Origin of the sequence: Photobacterium frigidiphilum, from assembly GCF_003025615.1 — a bacterium.
Classification (GTDB): domain Bacteria; phylum Pseudomonadota; class Gammaproteobacteria; order Enterobacterales; family Vibrionaceae; genus Photobacterium; species Photobacterium frigidiphilum.
In genome coordinates this window covers 115,184-130,992 of the sequence record NZ_PYMJ01000008.1, presented here as the reverse complement: position 1 = coordinate 130,992, position 15,809 = coordinate 115,184, and the positions used below count along the sequence as shown (strand labels likewise).

Below are 15,809 nucleotides of genomic sequence, written 5' to 3'. Positions count from 1 at the left end.
CAGTGAAAGACAACATTGACCCATCCTTGCTCCATATTTTTAATCAACTTCCTGGCTGCTGGGGGTGTAAAGATGAAGATTCTGTCTTTGTTTACGCTAATTCAGAATACGGGAAAATAATTGGTGTTGAGCATCATTTAGATTGTATTGGTCGCACTGATTATGACATGCCAAGCCCAACCATTGAATATGCTCCGTCATTTCAAGAACAGGATTTGCAAGTAATGACATCTGGTCTGCGCATGCGAGTGCTTGATATACACCCTTATTCCGACGGAAGTTGGCGTGCACACTTATTCACAAAAACACCGTGGAAGAATGAAGAGAATAAAACGGTTGGTACTATTTTTTCAGGTGTAGAACTAACAGATACTGCGATTCTAGAAGTCGGACATTGGATTTGCCGAGCCGCAGGTATTAGTAAAAATGATCAGGCTTCATTTAGCTTAGATTTACATAATCAAAAAGTAGCCATTAATACTCGTGAATCTGAAGTACTTTTTTTATTACTTTACGGAAAAAAGCCTCAGTACATTGCAAAGGTACTTAATGTCTCAGTAAAAACAGTAGAAAACTATGTGCTGCGGTTACGTGAAAAATTTAACGCCAACTCCAAAGCAGAATTAATCGATTTAGCATTAGATTTAGGTTTTGGATCGCATATTCCAGAAAGCATGTTAAAACGCCAACTCTCTGTAATACTTAAAGAATAATAAAAAACAGAAATATTTCACATAATCTATAAATCTAAGTTTACTTGAATGAAGCTATACCTTTAAATAATCAATTATTAGATCAAATTTAACTCACTTAGATAACGCTAAGATACGTCCCATGAGCCAGCCATACAATATGGCAATAAAAGCTGAAGCAATACAATTAGTGCATCAGATTATTGATTATCATTGGGAAGAATATGAAACAATTTACAATTACTTACGTAATACATCCACACTTTAATATACCGTTTAAATTTAACATTTCAGCGACCTCTGAAATTGATTCGATCAAAAATGCGGAAGAGACATTAAGTACACGCCACCCTGAAGGGGTTAGCATCGTGACTTCAAATGAGCAGTATTGAGTTAACAATATTTTTGATCAATATAAAGCGCAGTATATTCAAATAAAACAAATAGAAGTGTAGTTATTTCACTACACTTCTATTTTATAACATTTAGTTACATTTAAGGTGCTAGACGATCAATATTCCAATGTGATGATTCATGGGAATATATAAAACGATCGTGCAGACGGTTTTCTCCACCTTGCCAAAACTCAATCGAGTTAATTTTCACACGATACCCACCCCAAAAAGTAGGTACAGGTACTTCACCTTGGGCAAATTTTTGTTTCAATTCTAAATATTTGCCTTCTAATGCTTGTCGTGCAGAAATTCGATTACTTTGCTTACTTGCCCAAGCCGCTATTTGGCTTTCTTTAGGGCGAGAGGTAAAATATTTCATAACCTCTAACGAAGACAGTTTTTCGACCTCGCCTGTAATATGAACTTGGCGTTCAATAGCATGCCATGGAAAATGCAGACTTATCTTTGAATTATGGCTTAAATGAAGTGCTTTACGACTACCCAAGTTGGTATAAAAAATAAAGCCATCACGATCAAAATGTTTCAGTAAAACGATACGTTGAAAAGGTTGACCTGATTCATCGACAGTAGCAACAGTCATCGCCGTTGGATCAGCAATTTTGGCATCTATCGCCTGCTGCAACCACTTCTCAAATAAAGGTAGTGGTTCATCTGGTAAATCATTACGACGTAGTCCACCTCGCGTATACTCACGACGAATATCAGACAAATCCATTGTTATCTCCGTTTATTGGCTCAAGCCTATATACAATGATAGAAATTGTGCGCTTTGCTAATACGAAAAACAAGTACCAGCCTAACCTTTGCTTCTTTTCTTCAATAATTTATCCCTGATATATACTATGATGTTAGATCTCTGCAAGCGACTTCTTGTTTTCCAGACCTAAAATTTGTTAGCGTTTCATTCTAAATAAAAGCTAGGTGCTAACGTGCAAAAGAAAAAATACCTCACTTTACTCATCATTATTGGGCTGCTGCTTAGTGGACTAATAGCCAATGTGACTTATCAGCAAGCAAAAACACACCTTTCCGATAAAATTATCAATGATGTAAACCAACTTGGTGAAAAGTTAGATGCCCAGCTATCGCGTTATAGCCAATTACCCGAGGTGCTATCTAACGACCCACGACTATTAGCACCGCTTATTTCAGATAAAACATCGGCTATTCCTATTTCGCAGCAATATCAAACAACCAGCCGTCTATTACAAACATGGGCTGATAATATAAACGCAGATACCATTTACCTCATTAACCAAGATGGTAATACGATTGCGGCCAGTAACTGGCAAAGTGACAAAAGCTTTGTTGCTCAAAACTACGGCTACCGACCTTATTTCAAAGAGGCGATAGCTGGAAATCTTGGTCAATATTTTGCTCTAGGCATCAGCTCGCAGAAACGCGGTTATTATTTTTCAGCCCCCGTTTATGAGCAAGATAACATTATTGGCGTATTGGTGATCAAAGTCGATTTGTCTTTAATAGAAGATATTTGGCAATACGATCAAATTGAGTATGCTATTGCCGATCAGCAAGGCGTCATATTTTATAGCTCTGAAGATAACTGGTTATATCGTTCACTAACTATTTTAGATGACCAACAGCGAAAACAAGTCGTTGCTTCACGCCAGTATGGTGAAACAGAGCTCAATGCACTCAGTGAATACCAAGATTTAGCGACCTTTGATCGCCAAGAAATAAGCAGTATAAAAACGCCTGATAATGGAAAAGAAGACGCCTATATTATTGCGCACCACAGCATGGATAAAGCGGGTTGGATTATTTATGGATTTAGCCCAATCAATACTGCCTATCTATATGTTATGCAAGCTATCGTCATCTTTACTGCTTTTTATATGCTGCTATGTTTTGCCCTTATGTCTTGGTTACAAACCATACTGACTAAAAAAGAATTAGCACAACTCAATGATAAATTAGAACAGCTAGTCATTGAACGAACACATAACTTATTAGAAACCAACCAACAACTACGCGATACTATTGAACAATACGAGCGTAGCCAAGCAGAATTAAGACAAACTCAAAATGAATTAGTACAAGCCGCAAAATTAGCGATGCTCGGCGAGCTTTCTGCCAGTATAAACCACGAAATCAATCAGCCATTAGCTGCAATGCGCACCTATGCGGAAAATAGCCGCAAGCTTTTGATAAAAGAGCGCTATGATTCTGTCGCGAACAACATCGATAAGATAATTAAGCTTAATATAATGGTGTCTGAAATCATTGCTCGATTTAAAATTTTTGCGCGAAAAACATCAATAGAAACCAATAGTTGTACTGTTGCTGCTAACTCAATACGTTCATCTATTAGTTTATTACGCAATAAACTGATCAAAGGCGGGGTGATTTTACGCTTAGGCGAACTACCAGATAACATACAAGTTAACGCAGATGCCGTTCAATTAGAACAGGTGCTTATCAACCTATTGCACAATGCTATTCAAGCACTAGAACATACGTACTCACCTCAAATCGGTATACAGTTAACTGATCAAGGTGACAGTGTTGAAATTCGTATCTGGGATAACGGTCCGGGTCTCGATGAATCTCAGAAACAACGTATTTTCACCCCTTTCTTTACCACAAAAAAAGATGGATTAGGCTTGGGACTCACTATTTCGAAAAGGATCATCGATTCATTTTCTGGAAGCCTGATCATTCAAGATCATAGTGAAGGTGGTGCAGAATTTATCATCAGCCTGCCTTGCATTACTAAGGATGTACAATGAACAAACATGTTATTTTCATTGATGATGAGAAGCCAATTCGTGATGCACTAGGGCAAACATTAGAACTCGAAGATTACGATGTAAATTTATTTTCAAGTGCAAAACCAGCATTAGATATTATCGATAATCATTATACAGGCGTAATCATTTCAGATATCAATATGCCAGGTATTGATGGCTTAACCTTCTTAAAGCGCGCCTTAGCCATAGATCCGGAACTATCTATCATTCTTTTAACTGGCCATGGTGATATAACCATGGCCGTAGATGCCATGCGGATCGGCGCATATGACTTTCTAGAAAAACCTTTTTCAACGGAGACATTACTCGACGTAGTGAAACGAGCAGGCGATAAGCGCGAGCTTATTTTAGAAAATAGAGAACTGCGCCGTGAATTAGAAGCACAAAGTGGTCCTGGGCCCCGAATTCTAGGCAGTAACCCACAAATAAAACAATTACGCCGAATTCTAAGTCATATAAAAGATACCGCTGCCGATGTAATCATTCAGGGTGAAAATGGAACTGGAAAAGAGCTTGTAGCCCGCTTCCTACATGATCATAGTGCCCGACAAAATAAACCTTTTATCACAATCAACTGTAACGCCATACCGCAAACGATGATCGAAAGTGAATTATTTGGTTTTGAATCCAGCATATTTTCGAGCGGACAAAAAAAACGTTCAGGAAAGCTTGCGCATGCGAATGGAGGAACACTTTTCTTAAATGAAATTGAATCGATGCCTGCGCCTCTTCAAGAAAAACTGTTACGCGTTTTGGAGAATAGAAATGTTGAACCTTCAGCCATCAATCAAATGATGGATCTTGATATTCGCTTTGTTAGTGCAACCAAGAAAGACTTAAAAGTGATGAGTGAACGGGGTGAATTCAATCAAGACCTTTATTATCACCTAAATGTTGTGAGTGTGAACCTTCCCCCTTTACGCGACAGAAAAGATGACCTATTGATCTTATTTCAAAATTTCACACGTACGGCATCAACACGCTATGGTATTGAGCACCCAGTAATTAGCCCAGAACAACAAACTAAACTGCTCGAATATGACTGGCCGGGAAATGTGCGTGAATTACGGAACCTTGCTGAACGCCTCGTTTTAATGGGAGACACGGTAAGCCTGAGCAAAGAGGGGGAGATAAGTGATGAGCAATTTAATTTAACCCTGAGCGATCGCGTGAACCGGTTTGAATTCACATTACTTTGCGATGCGTTAAAACGCCATAATGGGTGTTTGAAAGAGGCGCAAGAAGAACTCGGCCTAGCAAGAAAAACGCTATACGACAAAATGAAGAAACACGGTATTGATAAATACGATTTTAAAGTAACGCATTAAATTATACTGGCGTTAGCCGTTACTTCACTCGCAATGGGTAATACTGTTCGCTCGGTAGTATTACCAATATCCTTAATGGCTCATTAGTCCTCATAAACCCAGCACTTCCAGCCTAGAAACTTCAAACAACAACAGCCTATCAGTTCACTCTAGAATCCTAAAATAACCCCATAATTTACATGTAACTGCCTCTTCTTACATTTTGTATTCGACTCATATATCGAAAATGACGTCATTAGAAAAAACTGTGTGAATGATTGGAAGTAGATTTGCTAAATTATATTTATCTATCTCGTACTACCTTCAATTCAATCATTTAATCTCAATTTTAGTATGAGAAAAACGATTCAATACTAGGGCGTATTGGCGTTTCAAGATTCGGCCAGCTAAAAATAATCTTAATCACGATGGTTGAAATAGCATGACTTTATACAAACAACTTACTTTAGGTGCAATCGCTTGTAGCTTTACGGTGTGCTTAATTTTATTTATGGTTCTGTGTTTCTCAAATACTACAGTATTAAAGAACCAACAAGAAAACTATATAGAACAAATACTATCGTCAAATATCACAGTATTAACATCAATAATAAACCGTGATATTCCCCAAAAAGAAAAAACACAACTCATTGAGTCAGTCTTAAATAGCCTCCTAGATCAACCTATGATCAGTAGCGCGAGTTTCCAAGTAAATTCAAATTCTTTTGATAAAAATTTAACGAATAACAATCAAAACAACACTCGTGCTAGCATGCCAGCGTGGTTTAAATTCATCTTTCCGATTAACTCATTAACGGTATCTAAGCAGCGAATAGACCCTTTCGTAACACTAACGATTACCACCAACTCAGCATATTCATACCAGCAACTGTGGTCAAAGACATTACACAGTGGATTCATAGCATTCGTGCTTTTTTTCATTAGCCTTTTCTTGACCATACCTTTACTTACTTATGGTTTGCGCGCATTAAAAAAAATCACGGCATATTCTGCTCGACTACCTTACCAGTCAATCTCATTACCACCGCAGCAAGATTTACGAACAATTGTCAAAATGATGAATCAGATGCACGCCCATCTAGAAGTTAACTTCAAAGAGCAAGCTCACGAAGCCGTCAAATTACGAGAGCGCGCGTACCGTGACGAAGTTTCAGGGCTTGGGAATCGTACTTTTTTTATTAACGAATTAAATTCTTGGCTTAAAAAATCACATAACGGCGGGCTGGCAATAATAAAGACGACCCTTATTGATGATAATTATCACAACTTCGGTTATGAATCTGGCGACAGCCTCGTTAAACAAATCGCATCTAAACTTAATGAATCCATCATTTATTCAGACTTAATTCTTGCTCGTTTATCCATTGATGAATTTGCTATTTTAGTGCCTAACATTACCGTCGAAAAATTAAAATTAATGGGTGAAACAATATTAAGTGTTGTCGAAAAGGTACAACTTGATTCATCTATTCAAGACGAGCAATCTACCCGTGTTGGATTGCTACTAAACGATATACCCACCACAGCAGGAACTTTGCTCACTCAGCTCGACAATGCATTATCAAAAGCAGCACAGGATCCTCAGCAGCCAGCGGTGTTAGTTAAAGGATCTCAAACTGAAACAGCACTGGGGAAACAGCAATGGAAATCTCTCTTGTTAGAATCCATTGCCAATAATTACTTTGCATTTCATTTTCAGCCCGTCATATTTAAAGAAGCAGATATTTACCATTTTGAAGTGTTAACATCGATAAAAAAGGGAAAAGAAGAATTTAGCGCAGGACAGTTTTTGGGTGCACTTGAAGATCTTGGGATTGGAAGCTTATTTGATCGACACGTTATACAAGATATTATTAAAAAATTAAATCACAACAGAAAGCTAGGTCCCCTCGCTGTAAACCTGACTTATAGCAGTATAAGTGATCCAACCTTCATCAGATGGCTAGGCAGCCTACTTCAAAATAACAAAGCACTTGCTGGGCGATTATATTTCGAAATACCAGAATCCAGTTTTATTAGACAACCCGATGCAACCGGTTTATTGTGCTCAGCCATTCAGTTTAATGGGTTTGGGTTTGGCGTCGATAACTACGGACGTCATTTCAAATCACTAGATTACCTTAATGAATTCCGCCCTAATTACGTCAAAATCGATTTTGCTTATACGCATCAATTAAATGATCAAACTAAGTCGGATTTGTTAGCCTCTATTTCACGAACAGCTCACCGATTAAATATCAAAACAATCGCAACAAGGGTTGAGACAGAAACACAGCTAGAAAGGCTTTCCGAATTATTTGTTAACGGATTTCAAGGCTATATTATCGAAAAAAGAAATGGAGTATTGGTTGAAAAAAATATGATTGGTAGTTCAACAGCCCCTAATAGTATTAAGGTGCTATAAGTAGACTTCAATTTACAGTGTAAAGCAAAATAATCAAAAGCGAATTTACAGTGTAAACTAGGCAATTAAAGAGGGATAATTTCTAGTTTATTAGCTGAGTACTTAATACTACAGGGGCCGTGTTCTTCGTTAACATTCATTGTTAATCTTTCTAAACGGCAACTTACACCAGAAAAGAAGTGGTTAAGCGCAGCAATAGACACAGCACCACGCACCTCTTCATATTCGCTTTGAAGGCTTCGGTAATGTTCTTTTAACGAGGACATTTTATTTACGTGCTTCTCCTTCGTCTCCATCACCTTCGTTACAAGTTCACTTGGCCTTTTGGTACTCGGTATCTGCAGCAATTTAAGTTCGACCTCACGAATTTTATTCTTTTGAATTTGTTCGTCTTCAAGCAACTTAAAAGTATCATTTAACTGGTTACGCAAATCATAGCATTTACTAAAGGCTGAGATTTCTGTCGGTGTACCAGCCAAGGCACCAATATTAAGTGCTTTAACACTGTAAGCCGCCTCGATAATCCCACCACTCAATGTTCCATGGCGTTTGAACTGATCGAGTACAATGACTTCGCCTTGAGAACGGATATGACAATGTAGCGCATGGAGAGATAATTCCACATTGCTTCCAGCATCAATATCAACATATTGGGCAAATTTGCTGGTTACCTTACCCTTTGCTTTAATATAACAGGCTAGATGCCCATCATTACTATGCTGCGGCTTCCCAATAACACCATTAATAACGACGACATCACCGCCAGCATTTAATTCAGCAAGTTCAACAAAGCCACTCACTGAAATATTACCCGTCGCTGTCACTTTCATCCCAGACGTAACATCACCCTGTACAACAACACTACCATCAAAATTAATGTGTCCAGTTGTGGCATTCACACCTTTAACAATTAAGGCATCATCAACTTGCATCCCATTCTTTGTAATTAAAGGGATACCTGATTTAGTTGCGACTAATAAATTTTCATTATTATCACTAATAGCGGTACCGTCACCTACCGTAAACGGCACTTCTTGCCCAGCAACACAATCAAGATCATTACCAATAACATTAAAACCGACCACACCAGGCGTTGCTGGCATACGCCGCATAATTGCTTGGCTTATTGTAACCGTTACCATTTCACCAAGGTTAAGCATATCGACGGTACCATCAGCCTTATGCTGCGGTCGTAATACACGCTGACTGATATCTTCAACTAAGGGCTTAAATTGGCTATCGGTCCCATTTTCTGCTGGTTTACCAAAGGCAACGGTCAAAGTCAGCTTCTCTCCAGAGACAAGTGATTGCCCTTTTGTTAGTAACTCTTGCAGCTGAACTTTGCGAATACCTTTAATAATATGATTATCTTTCAGTGCCGAAAGTAGCTCTTTCGCAGTCATCCGATTGCCACCGTAAGCACCAACTATAGTCATTGAAGCTGTCATTAGGTCTGGCGATGTTTTTACAATTAGCGTCGCAGAGCGTTTTTCTGCAATAATAATGGTTTTAGGTTCAACTGAAATATTCGATGCAGAGTCACTGTTGAGAACTTCAAGTGCAGAATCAATAGCATTTTCAAAGATAAAAAATTGATTCGCATTAATATTTGAAAGTGCAGCGTATACATCCCCTCTCGACACCTCCATTTCAGCATCATCCAACGGCTCTACACGTAAAGAGACAGTATGACCTTGCTGAGACAGCTGGAGAGGCTGTTGTGACATAGCGGGATCCTTCACTCTAAATTATATCCATTCGTTTAAAAGCCATAAATCGTGATATTCAGTCAAACTTCAACTATTACATATTAACCTAACAATCAGTATAACAGGAGTAGACGAGTCACAATTCGGGATGAGAGACAATGGAGAATATCATTGAAGGCTCTCTATCGTCATAACTCAAACCACTGTTCTGTAGGGAAGCTAAAAATATAGAATATAAACATTAATAATTCCCATGATCCACAGAGGAAGCATTTGTAATGCTTTGTATATCGTAGTGTTAGGTACAAATAAACGAATTAAAAATACCATTAAATGAATTGGCATATGCATATAAAGCAGAGGTAAAGAAGGAATTTTATTACCCTGACTATTCAGGGCGTGTTAGCAAACAATATAGCCGCTTAATTAGATTAGATCTGCAATCAGCAAACTCAGTTCTTGATCTGTTAATCTGTCATTTTGATGGAATTCATATGTATAAGAATCAGCACTATCACTAGCCATTTCTTGCATTGTAATATAACCGTTCATTTGATGAATGCCTTGCAAACTCAGCTCGTAAGATCCCAATACATCTAATTCACGGTCAGTAGCTATTATCATACTATTACGGCATAGACGAACAATCGATACTTTAAGCCCCACATCATATACATGTGAATCAGTGAACATCACATGTTTATATAAACGTGCAGCCACACCACCATTGCTTAATGTATAAGAAATGTTTGCTCTAGTTATCGAATGAATAGGGTCCGATAGCTGCTTAAGCGCTTTACTTTGAATTTTGACTAAACTCATGACTCTCTCCTAAATACAATGATTCCTTTTGTATCTCGAAATCCCTTGTAAGCATGAAACATGATTTAAAAAAGGTTCTGTTTCTCGCAAGACATAATGCTAGTCAAAACAACCCTCAAGATCTTAACTGTAGACTATAAATTGACGACAAAGTAATTTTTTGCAGTTAATACATTTGGTTGTATTAAAAATAAGAGAGGAGGATTTACAGTGTAAATAGATTTTATAGAATAAAAATTTACACTGTAAATAGAAACACGTTAGAGGTGAGCCAACTCTGAAATCGTACTTTTACCTCTCTCTTCAAGGAAGTTCAGAAAAGATCGAGGATGACGAGTTATAATACTCTCGATTGGGAAGTTAACTTTTTTCAATAATGGTTCAACACTTTCAAAGTTACCCACATCAGCAGCGAAGTGAGCATCAGATCCCGTTGTAATACGACCACCAATTTCTTTTATATACATTGCTATGTCTTCACAGCGGATTTCGCTACCAACACGTGAACCACTTAATGATGAATTATTTACTTCCATCACAACGTTGTGCTTAGCCGCTTCTTTAAAAACAGATTCAAAGTCAAAATCGTAATTGGGATTCCCAGGATGCCCAATCGCATCAACACGCCCAGATCGAATAACGTTTAACAATGCTTGGGTATGATCTGATTTATTGGTGTACCTAAACACGGGTTCATGAAAGCTCGCCATAACCCAATCTAATTGATTGATAATGCGCTCATCTAAATCAATCTCTCCCTCAATGTTTAAAATATTCGCTTCAACGCCACGTAGAACAGCAACCCCATGAAGAAGACGAGGGATAACCCGTTGGTTTGCGAAATGCCAAAAATGCGGAGCTCCAGGCATCGTCGGGGCATGATCTGTCACGCAGAACATTTCCAACCCTCTTTGCGAGGCTGCCGCGGCATTTTCCAATACCGTACTATATGCATGGCCGCTAGAAATTGTGTGCGTATGTGTATCAACAAGAAACTGCATAATGTCCTTTTCCTACAATGAAGATTGATAATGCTGGGTAATATAAGAACGTAAAGCATGCTCTGCATGTTTTCGGCTTGGTAATGAAAACTGCGCAACAACCGTATTCCAACTCTGTTTCTGAAGCACTTTAACCACAGCTAAAGCCGCAGTAGGATCATGAATAAAATCGTCTGAAGTGACCCATTCAGATAACCAAGATTCAATACTCGCGATAGCCAAATCATACCCTAACCCTCCTCGACAATAACAACTTAATTGAAGGTCACGAAACAATGATGGCAACGGCATATACTTCGCAATATCTAACTGCGCAGAAGAGTATTGAAAAAGAGAAATGAATAATTCACTCTCAAGGTTGTTAAATTGCTCTACTCGTTGACTTAAGAAGTTTGCAGCAAACAGTGAAACAGCACATTGCTGCCAAGATTTCGCCGCGTCAGATATTGGTTGAACAGCTAATAAAGAATGGGTACCGCTAGAAGCATCTTTGGTGACACCTAAACGAATAGGTAAGAAACCAGCTTTACGCCAAAAAGACACCAACTCAGGGGCAGCAGCAAAACTGGTTCCGATATAATCTAACTGTTGTTGACCAGCCCATTTTTGAGTAAAGCCTAATAATGATGAACCAATGCCTTGTTGTTGTAAAAAAGGATGCACAGCAATACGAAGTATACGTGCACAATACTGAGTAGCCCCTTGAGGAATTCCTATATGAGCCGCAATTGATTGCGCTAATAAATGTCCCTTTACTCTCCGCTTGCCTAGCATAACTTGCTGGGCTAATTCAATATCGAAACCGCCTTCAAGAGAAACTAAACAACAACCAACAATGCTTGCTGCCTGTTCACTATCACCCACGTCATTCTTCAACTCTGCCACTAATAACTGTATATTGGCATCATCAAGCAGTTGGCTAATATCATTAGGAGACGTTTGATAATGCGCATTAATTAAAAGCCCAAACAACGAAGATAACAAAGCTTCATCAACAATGAGTTCTTTCGTTGGCACCGTGCGATACGTAATTTCTGAACTCGCTTTTGTAGATAAGCGATGCCTTGGCATAACATCAGTATCGAGTAATAAAGCACTAAATACCCAATTTTCTAGGGGGTCGTTAATCGCCCAACGAATAGGCTGAGTGATCGATAACTGACGCCATTGTGGTGTTTGCAGATCAAGTTGTTGACGGAACTTAATTGCAAAACCTCGCCCTGTTCCTTCATAACCATGAATCGTACTTGCAAAAGCCACGCGATTATAATGCGTCAACATCTGTGAAAGTAAAGGTGCTGGAATGGCGGCGGCTTCATCAACAATCAGGAAATCTATGTCGGGAAGTGCTGTCAGTAATGTATCAGGGGCGAAAAAAACCATGTTGCCAGATTCAAACGATAGGCTCTTTTGTTGATGATAATCGATACCTAATGCATCTGCGGCTCTGGTAAATAAAGTATTCACATTCGCAAAACTTGGCGATGTCACCCCAATACGAATTCTACGTTCTGTCATTAAACTTGCAGCAGCGATACCTAACGCAGACGATTTCCCTCGGCCTCGATCAGCAGTTAAAACAAGAGGACGTTTTCTATGTCCAGTCACCACTTTTTTAATCGCTTCAACCGCCAATGTTTGCTCTTGAGTTAAACAACTGAAGCGTAAATCTTGATAATCATTTCTAGAAAAATAAGAAGCAGGAAGTTCTGGAAGGCAAGTCTCTGACTGCTGAATAAGCAAAACTTCAGGTTGAGATAACAACCGAACTAAGCGCTGAATAAAAGGCAATTGTGTTTGCGTATCATCAAACCAGCAACTCGGTACTAATAACAGTAATAAGCCCCCCCCAATAACAGTGCCAGAAAGTGCGCCAAATGCATCAGCGTCAAAGCCGTTGTGCGCATTAAAGACTAAACAATGCGTTTCTTGCCCTAAGAGCTTTTTTGCTTTTTTAATCGATAATGAGTCAGCGTTTTCAGGCGCATTCTCCCCCACCCAAAAATAGCTTGGGTAACCTGAAGTAAAGGAATTAGCAGATTCAGCTCCCCACACAAGGTCACCCGCTAATACCACTAAATGACGGCAATTAGCGTTCTTTGCTTGAGCTATTAATTGTGATGAAAAAGGCAATAAATTAGACATGGTCATACTCATAAAACAACAACCTATTGATCATAGCACCCGATGATATACCCAAGCTAGACCGCTATCTAATCTAGTTAAATATCAGGTATAAAAAAAGCCACGTCGACTGACGTGGCTTTAAATAAAAATCAAAATAGCTTATTTTAAATAATCATTTAAATAAGCCAAAATATCTTCGACTTGGCGATCACTCATTTTTTTTAGTTTAAGTTGAAGCTTGTCACCATCACGAGTAAAGGTCACTTTTCCTTTAACCAATTCTTGGGCTTTTGCCTTTTCAACTAAAGGCTTGGGCTGTAGTGAGTCCCCCATTTGTTCAAGTTGAATCGTGACTTCTCGCGTAATTCGAGTGATGCCCTGCGCATCAATTCGTTTCCACATCGCACTGTCAGCAGACGTTAATTGTTCGATTAGCTGCTGCTGCTGTTGCCCTGCAAGGCCAAAGTAAATACGGTGTAGTTTAACGATGGTCGGTCGACCTAATTCACCAACACTTGGATATGCCAGTAACAATTCCATTGGCAAACTTGCCGCTTTTAATGCACCACTTACCAATGCTTCACTACACTGACAATATTTAGCGAGCTCTTTTTGATCAGAGACTTTGCCATTATCAAGCAGCACCTGCATTTCTTTGCCGCGTTCAAATAATGACAAAGGTTTATGTGCATTTGCGACATCAGATAGAAATTTAGCATGTTCTGTATTAATGCCTTTTGCGACATAAATCAGAAAGTCTTTTTCAGCTAAAATACATGACATACGACGACGGCTACCGTCGAGTACTTCAATTTGTCCATCTTCAAGCCAGCGACCAACAGCAGGATACTGCTGACCACGATCTTTTAATGTAGTAAGAATATCGGCTAGTGCATGCTCAGTTAAAAACGCTTGCTCACGTGCATTTTGTGAAAAAACCTGTGTTTTCGTTTTTACTTCTGCGGCATTAATTTTAATCAGCTCAAAAGCAACCGTTTCTTCACCTGCAATCGCAAGTTCAATCACAGCGGCTTTATCTTTTGCAGCTGTTTGTGCTTCTGTCACATTGGTTGCACGGCGTTTATCCGCTTTACCAAACAGACGAGCATTAAGATCTTTGGTTTTAATCGCCATCTGTTATGTTACTCCTGGTTTAAATTTGCCCAGTGACTATGCATCACTCGCTCTAATTCCAAACCAACACGCTGAATTGCATCTTGTGCTGTTGAAAGAGTTTTCTTACCCCCTTCAAACTCAGCAGCTGTTAGATCAAAAACAGTACTATATGTATCAGCACATGTTTCAAAAGCACGGCTTCGAGGAACTGTCGCCATCATTACTTGCTCTTGAAGCAGGTAATTCATCTCGGTTAATACCGATACTTGCTTTTTATTGTCATCTTCAAACATTGTTGGCATAAGTCGAATAAACTCAAGGCCATGCCATTCTTCCGGAAACATTTCATAAACAGTCGGTAAATGCTGGAAAAAGTTAACAGTTGAAGCCCAATCAAGACGTTTAGCTGCACATGGAATAATCAGTGCATTTGATGCATACATCGCATTCCAAACAAGTGGATCAATGTGTGGGCCAGTATCAATCATGATGATATCGAATTCATCAGCAATAGGATCGAGCATGCGCTCTTTTAGCAAACGAACGATATCTAAGTCTTGATTTACCGCCAGATCTTGCCATGCATCCGCATTAAACATCGCATCTTCTGGGAAGGCTGCAATCGTCTTTAAGTTAGGATATTGGGTAGGTAATACCACATTATCCATCAAGAAATCCCTATCCATTTCTTGACCTTCCGGCACATTTCCAAGCATTACATCGACGGCAGAATAGATGGTATCTTGCTTGCCAACACTGATTAATGGGTTCAAAAATAGACGCAATGACCCCTGTGGATCGAGGTCAATTAAACAGATACGGTAACGCTTATCAAGATCAAGCGCCAAACAAGCCGCAATATGAACGGCAGTCATTGATTTACCGGTACCGCCTTTTTGGTTTTGGACGTTAACAACCCAAGGCTTTCTTCCCGCACCTTCACGTTCATGAAAAGCAGGCTTTTTAGCAGCCGTCATTAACTTATGCGCTTCATCTAACGTGATTGAATAATGATTGGCATTGTTCTTTGTAAATTGATGCCCCGTTGCTTCCATACGAGAAATTGCATCGTCAAGCTTTCTGCGCGTTAATCCAGAACGCGTTTCCATCAATGCTTTTGACATTGGAGGGAAGTGTTCATCACGGCGTTCTTCTAATACGATCTCAATTCGATCAGCTTGAACCTGTTTTGTTTGCTCAGCAATATTGAGCAAATTCTGTATCGTCTTTTCCCTATTCATTTTTATTATTCGCCATTACTGTTGACTGCAACCCATTGTACAGCAAAGTAAAACAAGAACAATAAAAAGCTGAACATATAGATGTGATGTTAATCTCAAGTAAAAAACTCCGTTAATGCAATAAAGCTAAATTTTATAATAAATAATTGTTTGATGTTTACTGATAATCACACATCAAACAT

At 38.9% G+C, this 15,809-nt stretch carries 12 protein-coding genes; 5 read left to right on the top strand and 7 right to left on the bottom strand.

Features of this window, described 5'->3' with window-relative positions:
• The first annotated feature begins 2 nt into the window (after window positions 1-2).
• Together C9J12_RS10345 and C9J12_RS10340 are read left to right on the top strand one after the other, a co-directional pair.
• The gene (locus C9J12_RS10345) at window positions 3-713 is read left to right on the top strand and encodes a helix-turn-helix transcriptional regulator (protein ID WP_107242636.1); all 711 of its coding nucleotides are present in this window, start codon (window positions 3-5) and stop codon (window positions 711-713) included.
• Window positions 714-916: 203 nt separating this feature from the next.
• Window positions 917-1,084 (top strand): addiction module component, encoded by a 168-nt coding sequence (locus C9J12_RS10340; protein WP_107242635.1) that lies wholly within the window; start codon window positions 917-919, stop codon window positions 1,082-1,084.
• Between the two features lie 103 nt (window positions 1,085-1,187).
• Here the strand turns inward: C9J12_RS10340 and pdxH are convergent, their stop codons facing one another.
• Entirely contained in the window at window positions 1,188-1,823 is a 636-nt protein-coding gene (gene pdxH, locus C9J12_RS10335) for a pyridoxamine 5'-phosphate oxidase (RefSeq protein ID WP_107242634.1), read from the bottom strand.
• Between the two features lie 214 nt (window positions 1,824-2,037).
• Here pdxH and C9J12_RS10330 point away from each other — a divergent pair, with 214 nt between their 5' ends.
• The 3 genes from C9J12_RS10330 to C9J12_RS10320 all read left to right on the top strand — a co-directional run bounded on the left by C9J12_RS10330 (window position 2,038) and on the right by C9J12_RS10320 (window position 7,611).
• The gene (locus C9J12_RS10330; protein WP_227876324.1) at window positions 2,038-3,858 is read left to right on the top strand and encodes a sensor histidine kinase; all 1,821 of its coding nucleotides are present in this window, start codon (window positions 2,038-2,040) and stop codon (window positions 3,856-3,858) included.
• On the top strand, window positions 3,855-5,207 hold the full coding sequence (locus C9J12_RS10325; protein WP_107242633.1) for a sigma-54-dependent transcriptional regulator: 1,353 nt from the start codon (window positions 3,855-3,857) through the stop codon (window positions 5,205-5,207). The genes C9J12_RS10330 and C9J12_RS10325 overlap by 4 nt, the downstream gene beginning before the upstream one ends.
• Window positions 5,208-5,628: 421 nt before the next feature.
• Window positions 5,629-7,611 (top strand): bifunctional diguanylate cyclase/phosphodiesterase, encoded by a 1,983-nt coding sequence (locus C9J12_RS10320; RefSeq protein WP_227876323.1) that lies wholly within the window; start codon window positions 5,629-5,631, stop codon window positions 7,609-7,611.
• Window positions 7,612-7,676: 65 nt separating this feature from the next.
• Here the strand turns inward: C9J12_RS10320 and C9J12_RS10315 are convergent, their stop codons facing one another.
• From C9J12_RS10315 to C9J12_RS10290, 6 genes are all read right to left on the bottom strand, one after another.
• On the bottom strand, window positions 7,677-9,338 hold the full coding sequence (locus C9J12_RS10315; RefSeq protein ID WP_107242632.1) for a DUF342 domain-containing protein: 1,662 nt from the start codon (window positions 9,336-9,338) through the stop codon (window positions 7,677-7,679).
• 408 nt (window positions 9,339-9,746) lie between these two features.
• Window positions 9,747-10,142, bottom strand: coding sequence for a hypothetical protein (locus tag C9J12_RS10310; RefSeq protein WP_107242631.1), 396 nt, complete (start codon window positions 10,140-10,142; stop codon window positions 9,747-9,749).
• 260 nt (window positions 10,143-10,402) lie between these two features.
• Window positions 10,403-11,143, bottom strand: a complete 741-nt coding sequence (locus C9J12_RS10305; RefSeq protein WP_107242630.1) for a phosphatase — start codon at window positions 11,141-11,143, stop codon at window positions 10,403-10,405.
• Window positions 11,144-11,155: 12 nt separating this feature from the next.
• Entirely contained in the window at window positions 11,156-13,288 is a 2,133-nt protein-coding gene (locus tag C9J12_RS10300) for a tRNA(Met) cytidine acetyltransferase TmcA (RefSeq protein ID WP_107242713.1), read from the bottom strand.
• 141 nt (window positions 13,289-13,429) lie between these two features.
• Window positions 13,430-14,404 (bottom strand): ParB/RepB/Spo0J family partition protein, encoded by a 975-nt coding sequence (locus tag C9J12_RS10295; protein WP_107242629.1) that lies wholly within the window; start codon window positions 14,402-14,404, stop codon window positions 13,430-13,432.
• Between the two features lie 8 nt (window positions 14,405-14,412).
• Entirely contained in the window at window positions 14,413-15,627 is a 1,215-nt protein-coding gene (locus C9J12_RS10290; RefSeq protein ID WP_107242628.1) for an AAA family ATPase, read from the bottom strand.
• Window positions 15,628-15,809: the final 182 nt, after the last annotated feature.

Bases quoted from the DNA above. Each gene is read 5' to 3' on its own strand.
- C9J12_RS10340 (WP_107242635.1), top strand. From the start codon at position 917: ATGAAACAATTTACAATTACTTACGTAATACATCCACACTTTAATATA.
- pdxH (WP_107242634.1), bottom strand. From the start codon at position 1,823: ATGGATTTGTCTGATATTCGTCGTGAGTATACGCGAGGTGGACTACGT.
- C9J12_RS10325 (WP_107242633.1), top strand. From the start codon at position 3,855: ATGAACAAACATGTTATTTTCATTGATGATGAGAAGCCAATTCGTGAT.
- C9J12_RS10320 (WP_227876323.1), top strand. From the start codon at position 5,629: ATGACTTTATACAAACAACTTACTTTAGGTGCAATCGCTTGTAGCTTT.
- C9J12_RS10315 (WP_107242632.1), bottom strand. From the start codon at position 9,338: ATGTCACAACAGCCTCTCCAGCTGTCTCAGCAAGGTCATACTGTCTCT.
- C9J12_RS10310 (WP_107242631.1), bottom strand. From the start codon at position 10,142: ATGAGTTTAGTCAAAATTCAAAGTAAAGCGCTTAAGCAGCTATCGGAC.
- C9J12_RS10305 (WP_107242630.1), bottom strand. From the start codon at position 11,143: ATGCAGTTTCTTGTTGATACACATACGCACACAATTTCTAGCGGCCAT.
- C9J12_RS10300 (WP_107242713.1), bottom strand. From the start codon at position 13,288: ATGTCTAATTTATTGCCTTTTTCATCACAATTAATAGCTCAAGCAAAG.
- C9J12_RS10295 (WP_107242629.1), bottom strand. From the start codon at position 14,404: ATGGCGATTAAAACCAAAGATCTTAATGCTCGTCTGTTTGGTAAAGCG.
- C9J12_RS10290 (WP_107242628.1), bottom strand. From the start codon at position 15,627: ATGAATAGGGAAAAGACGATACAGAATTTGCTCAATATTGCTGAGCAA.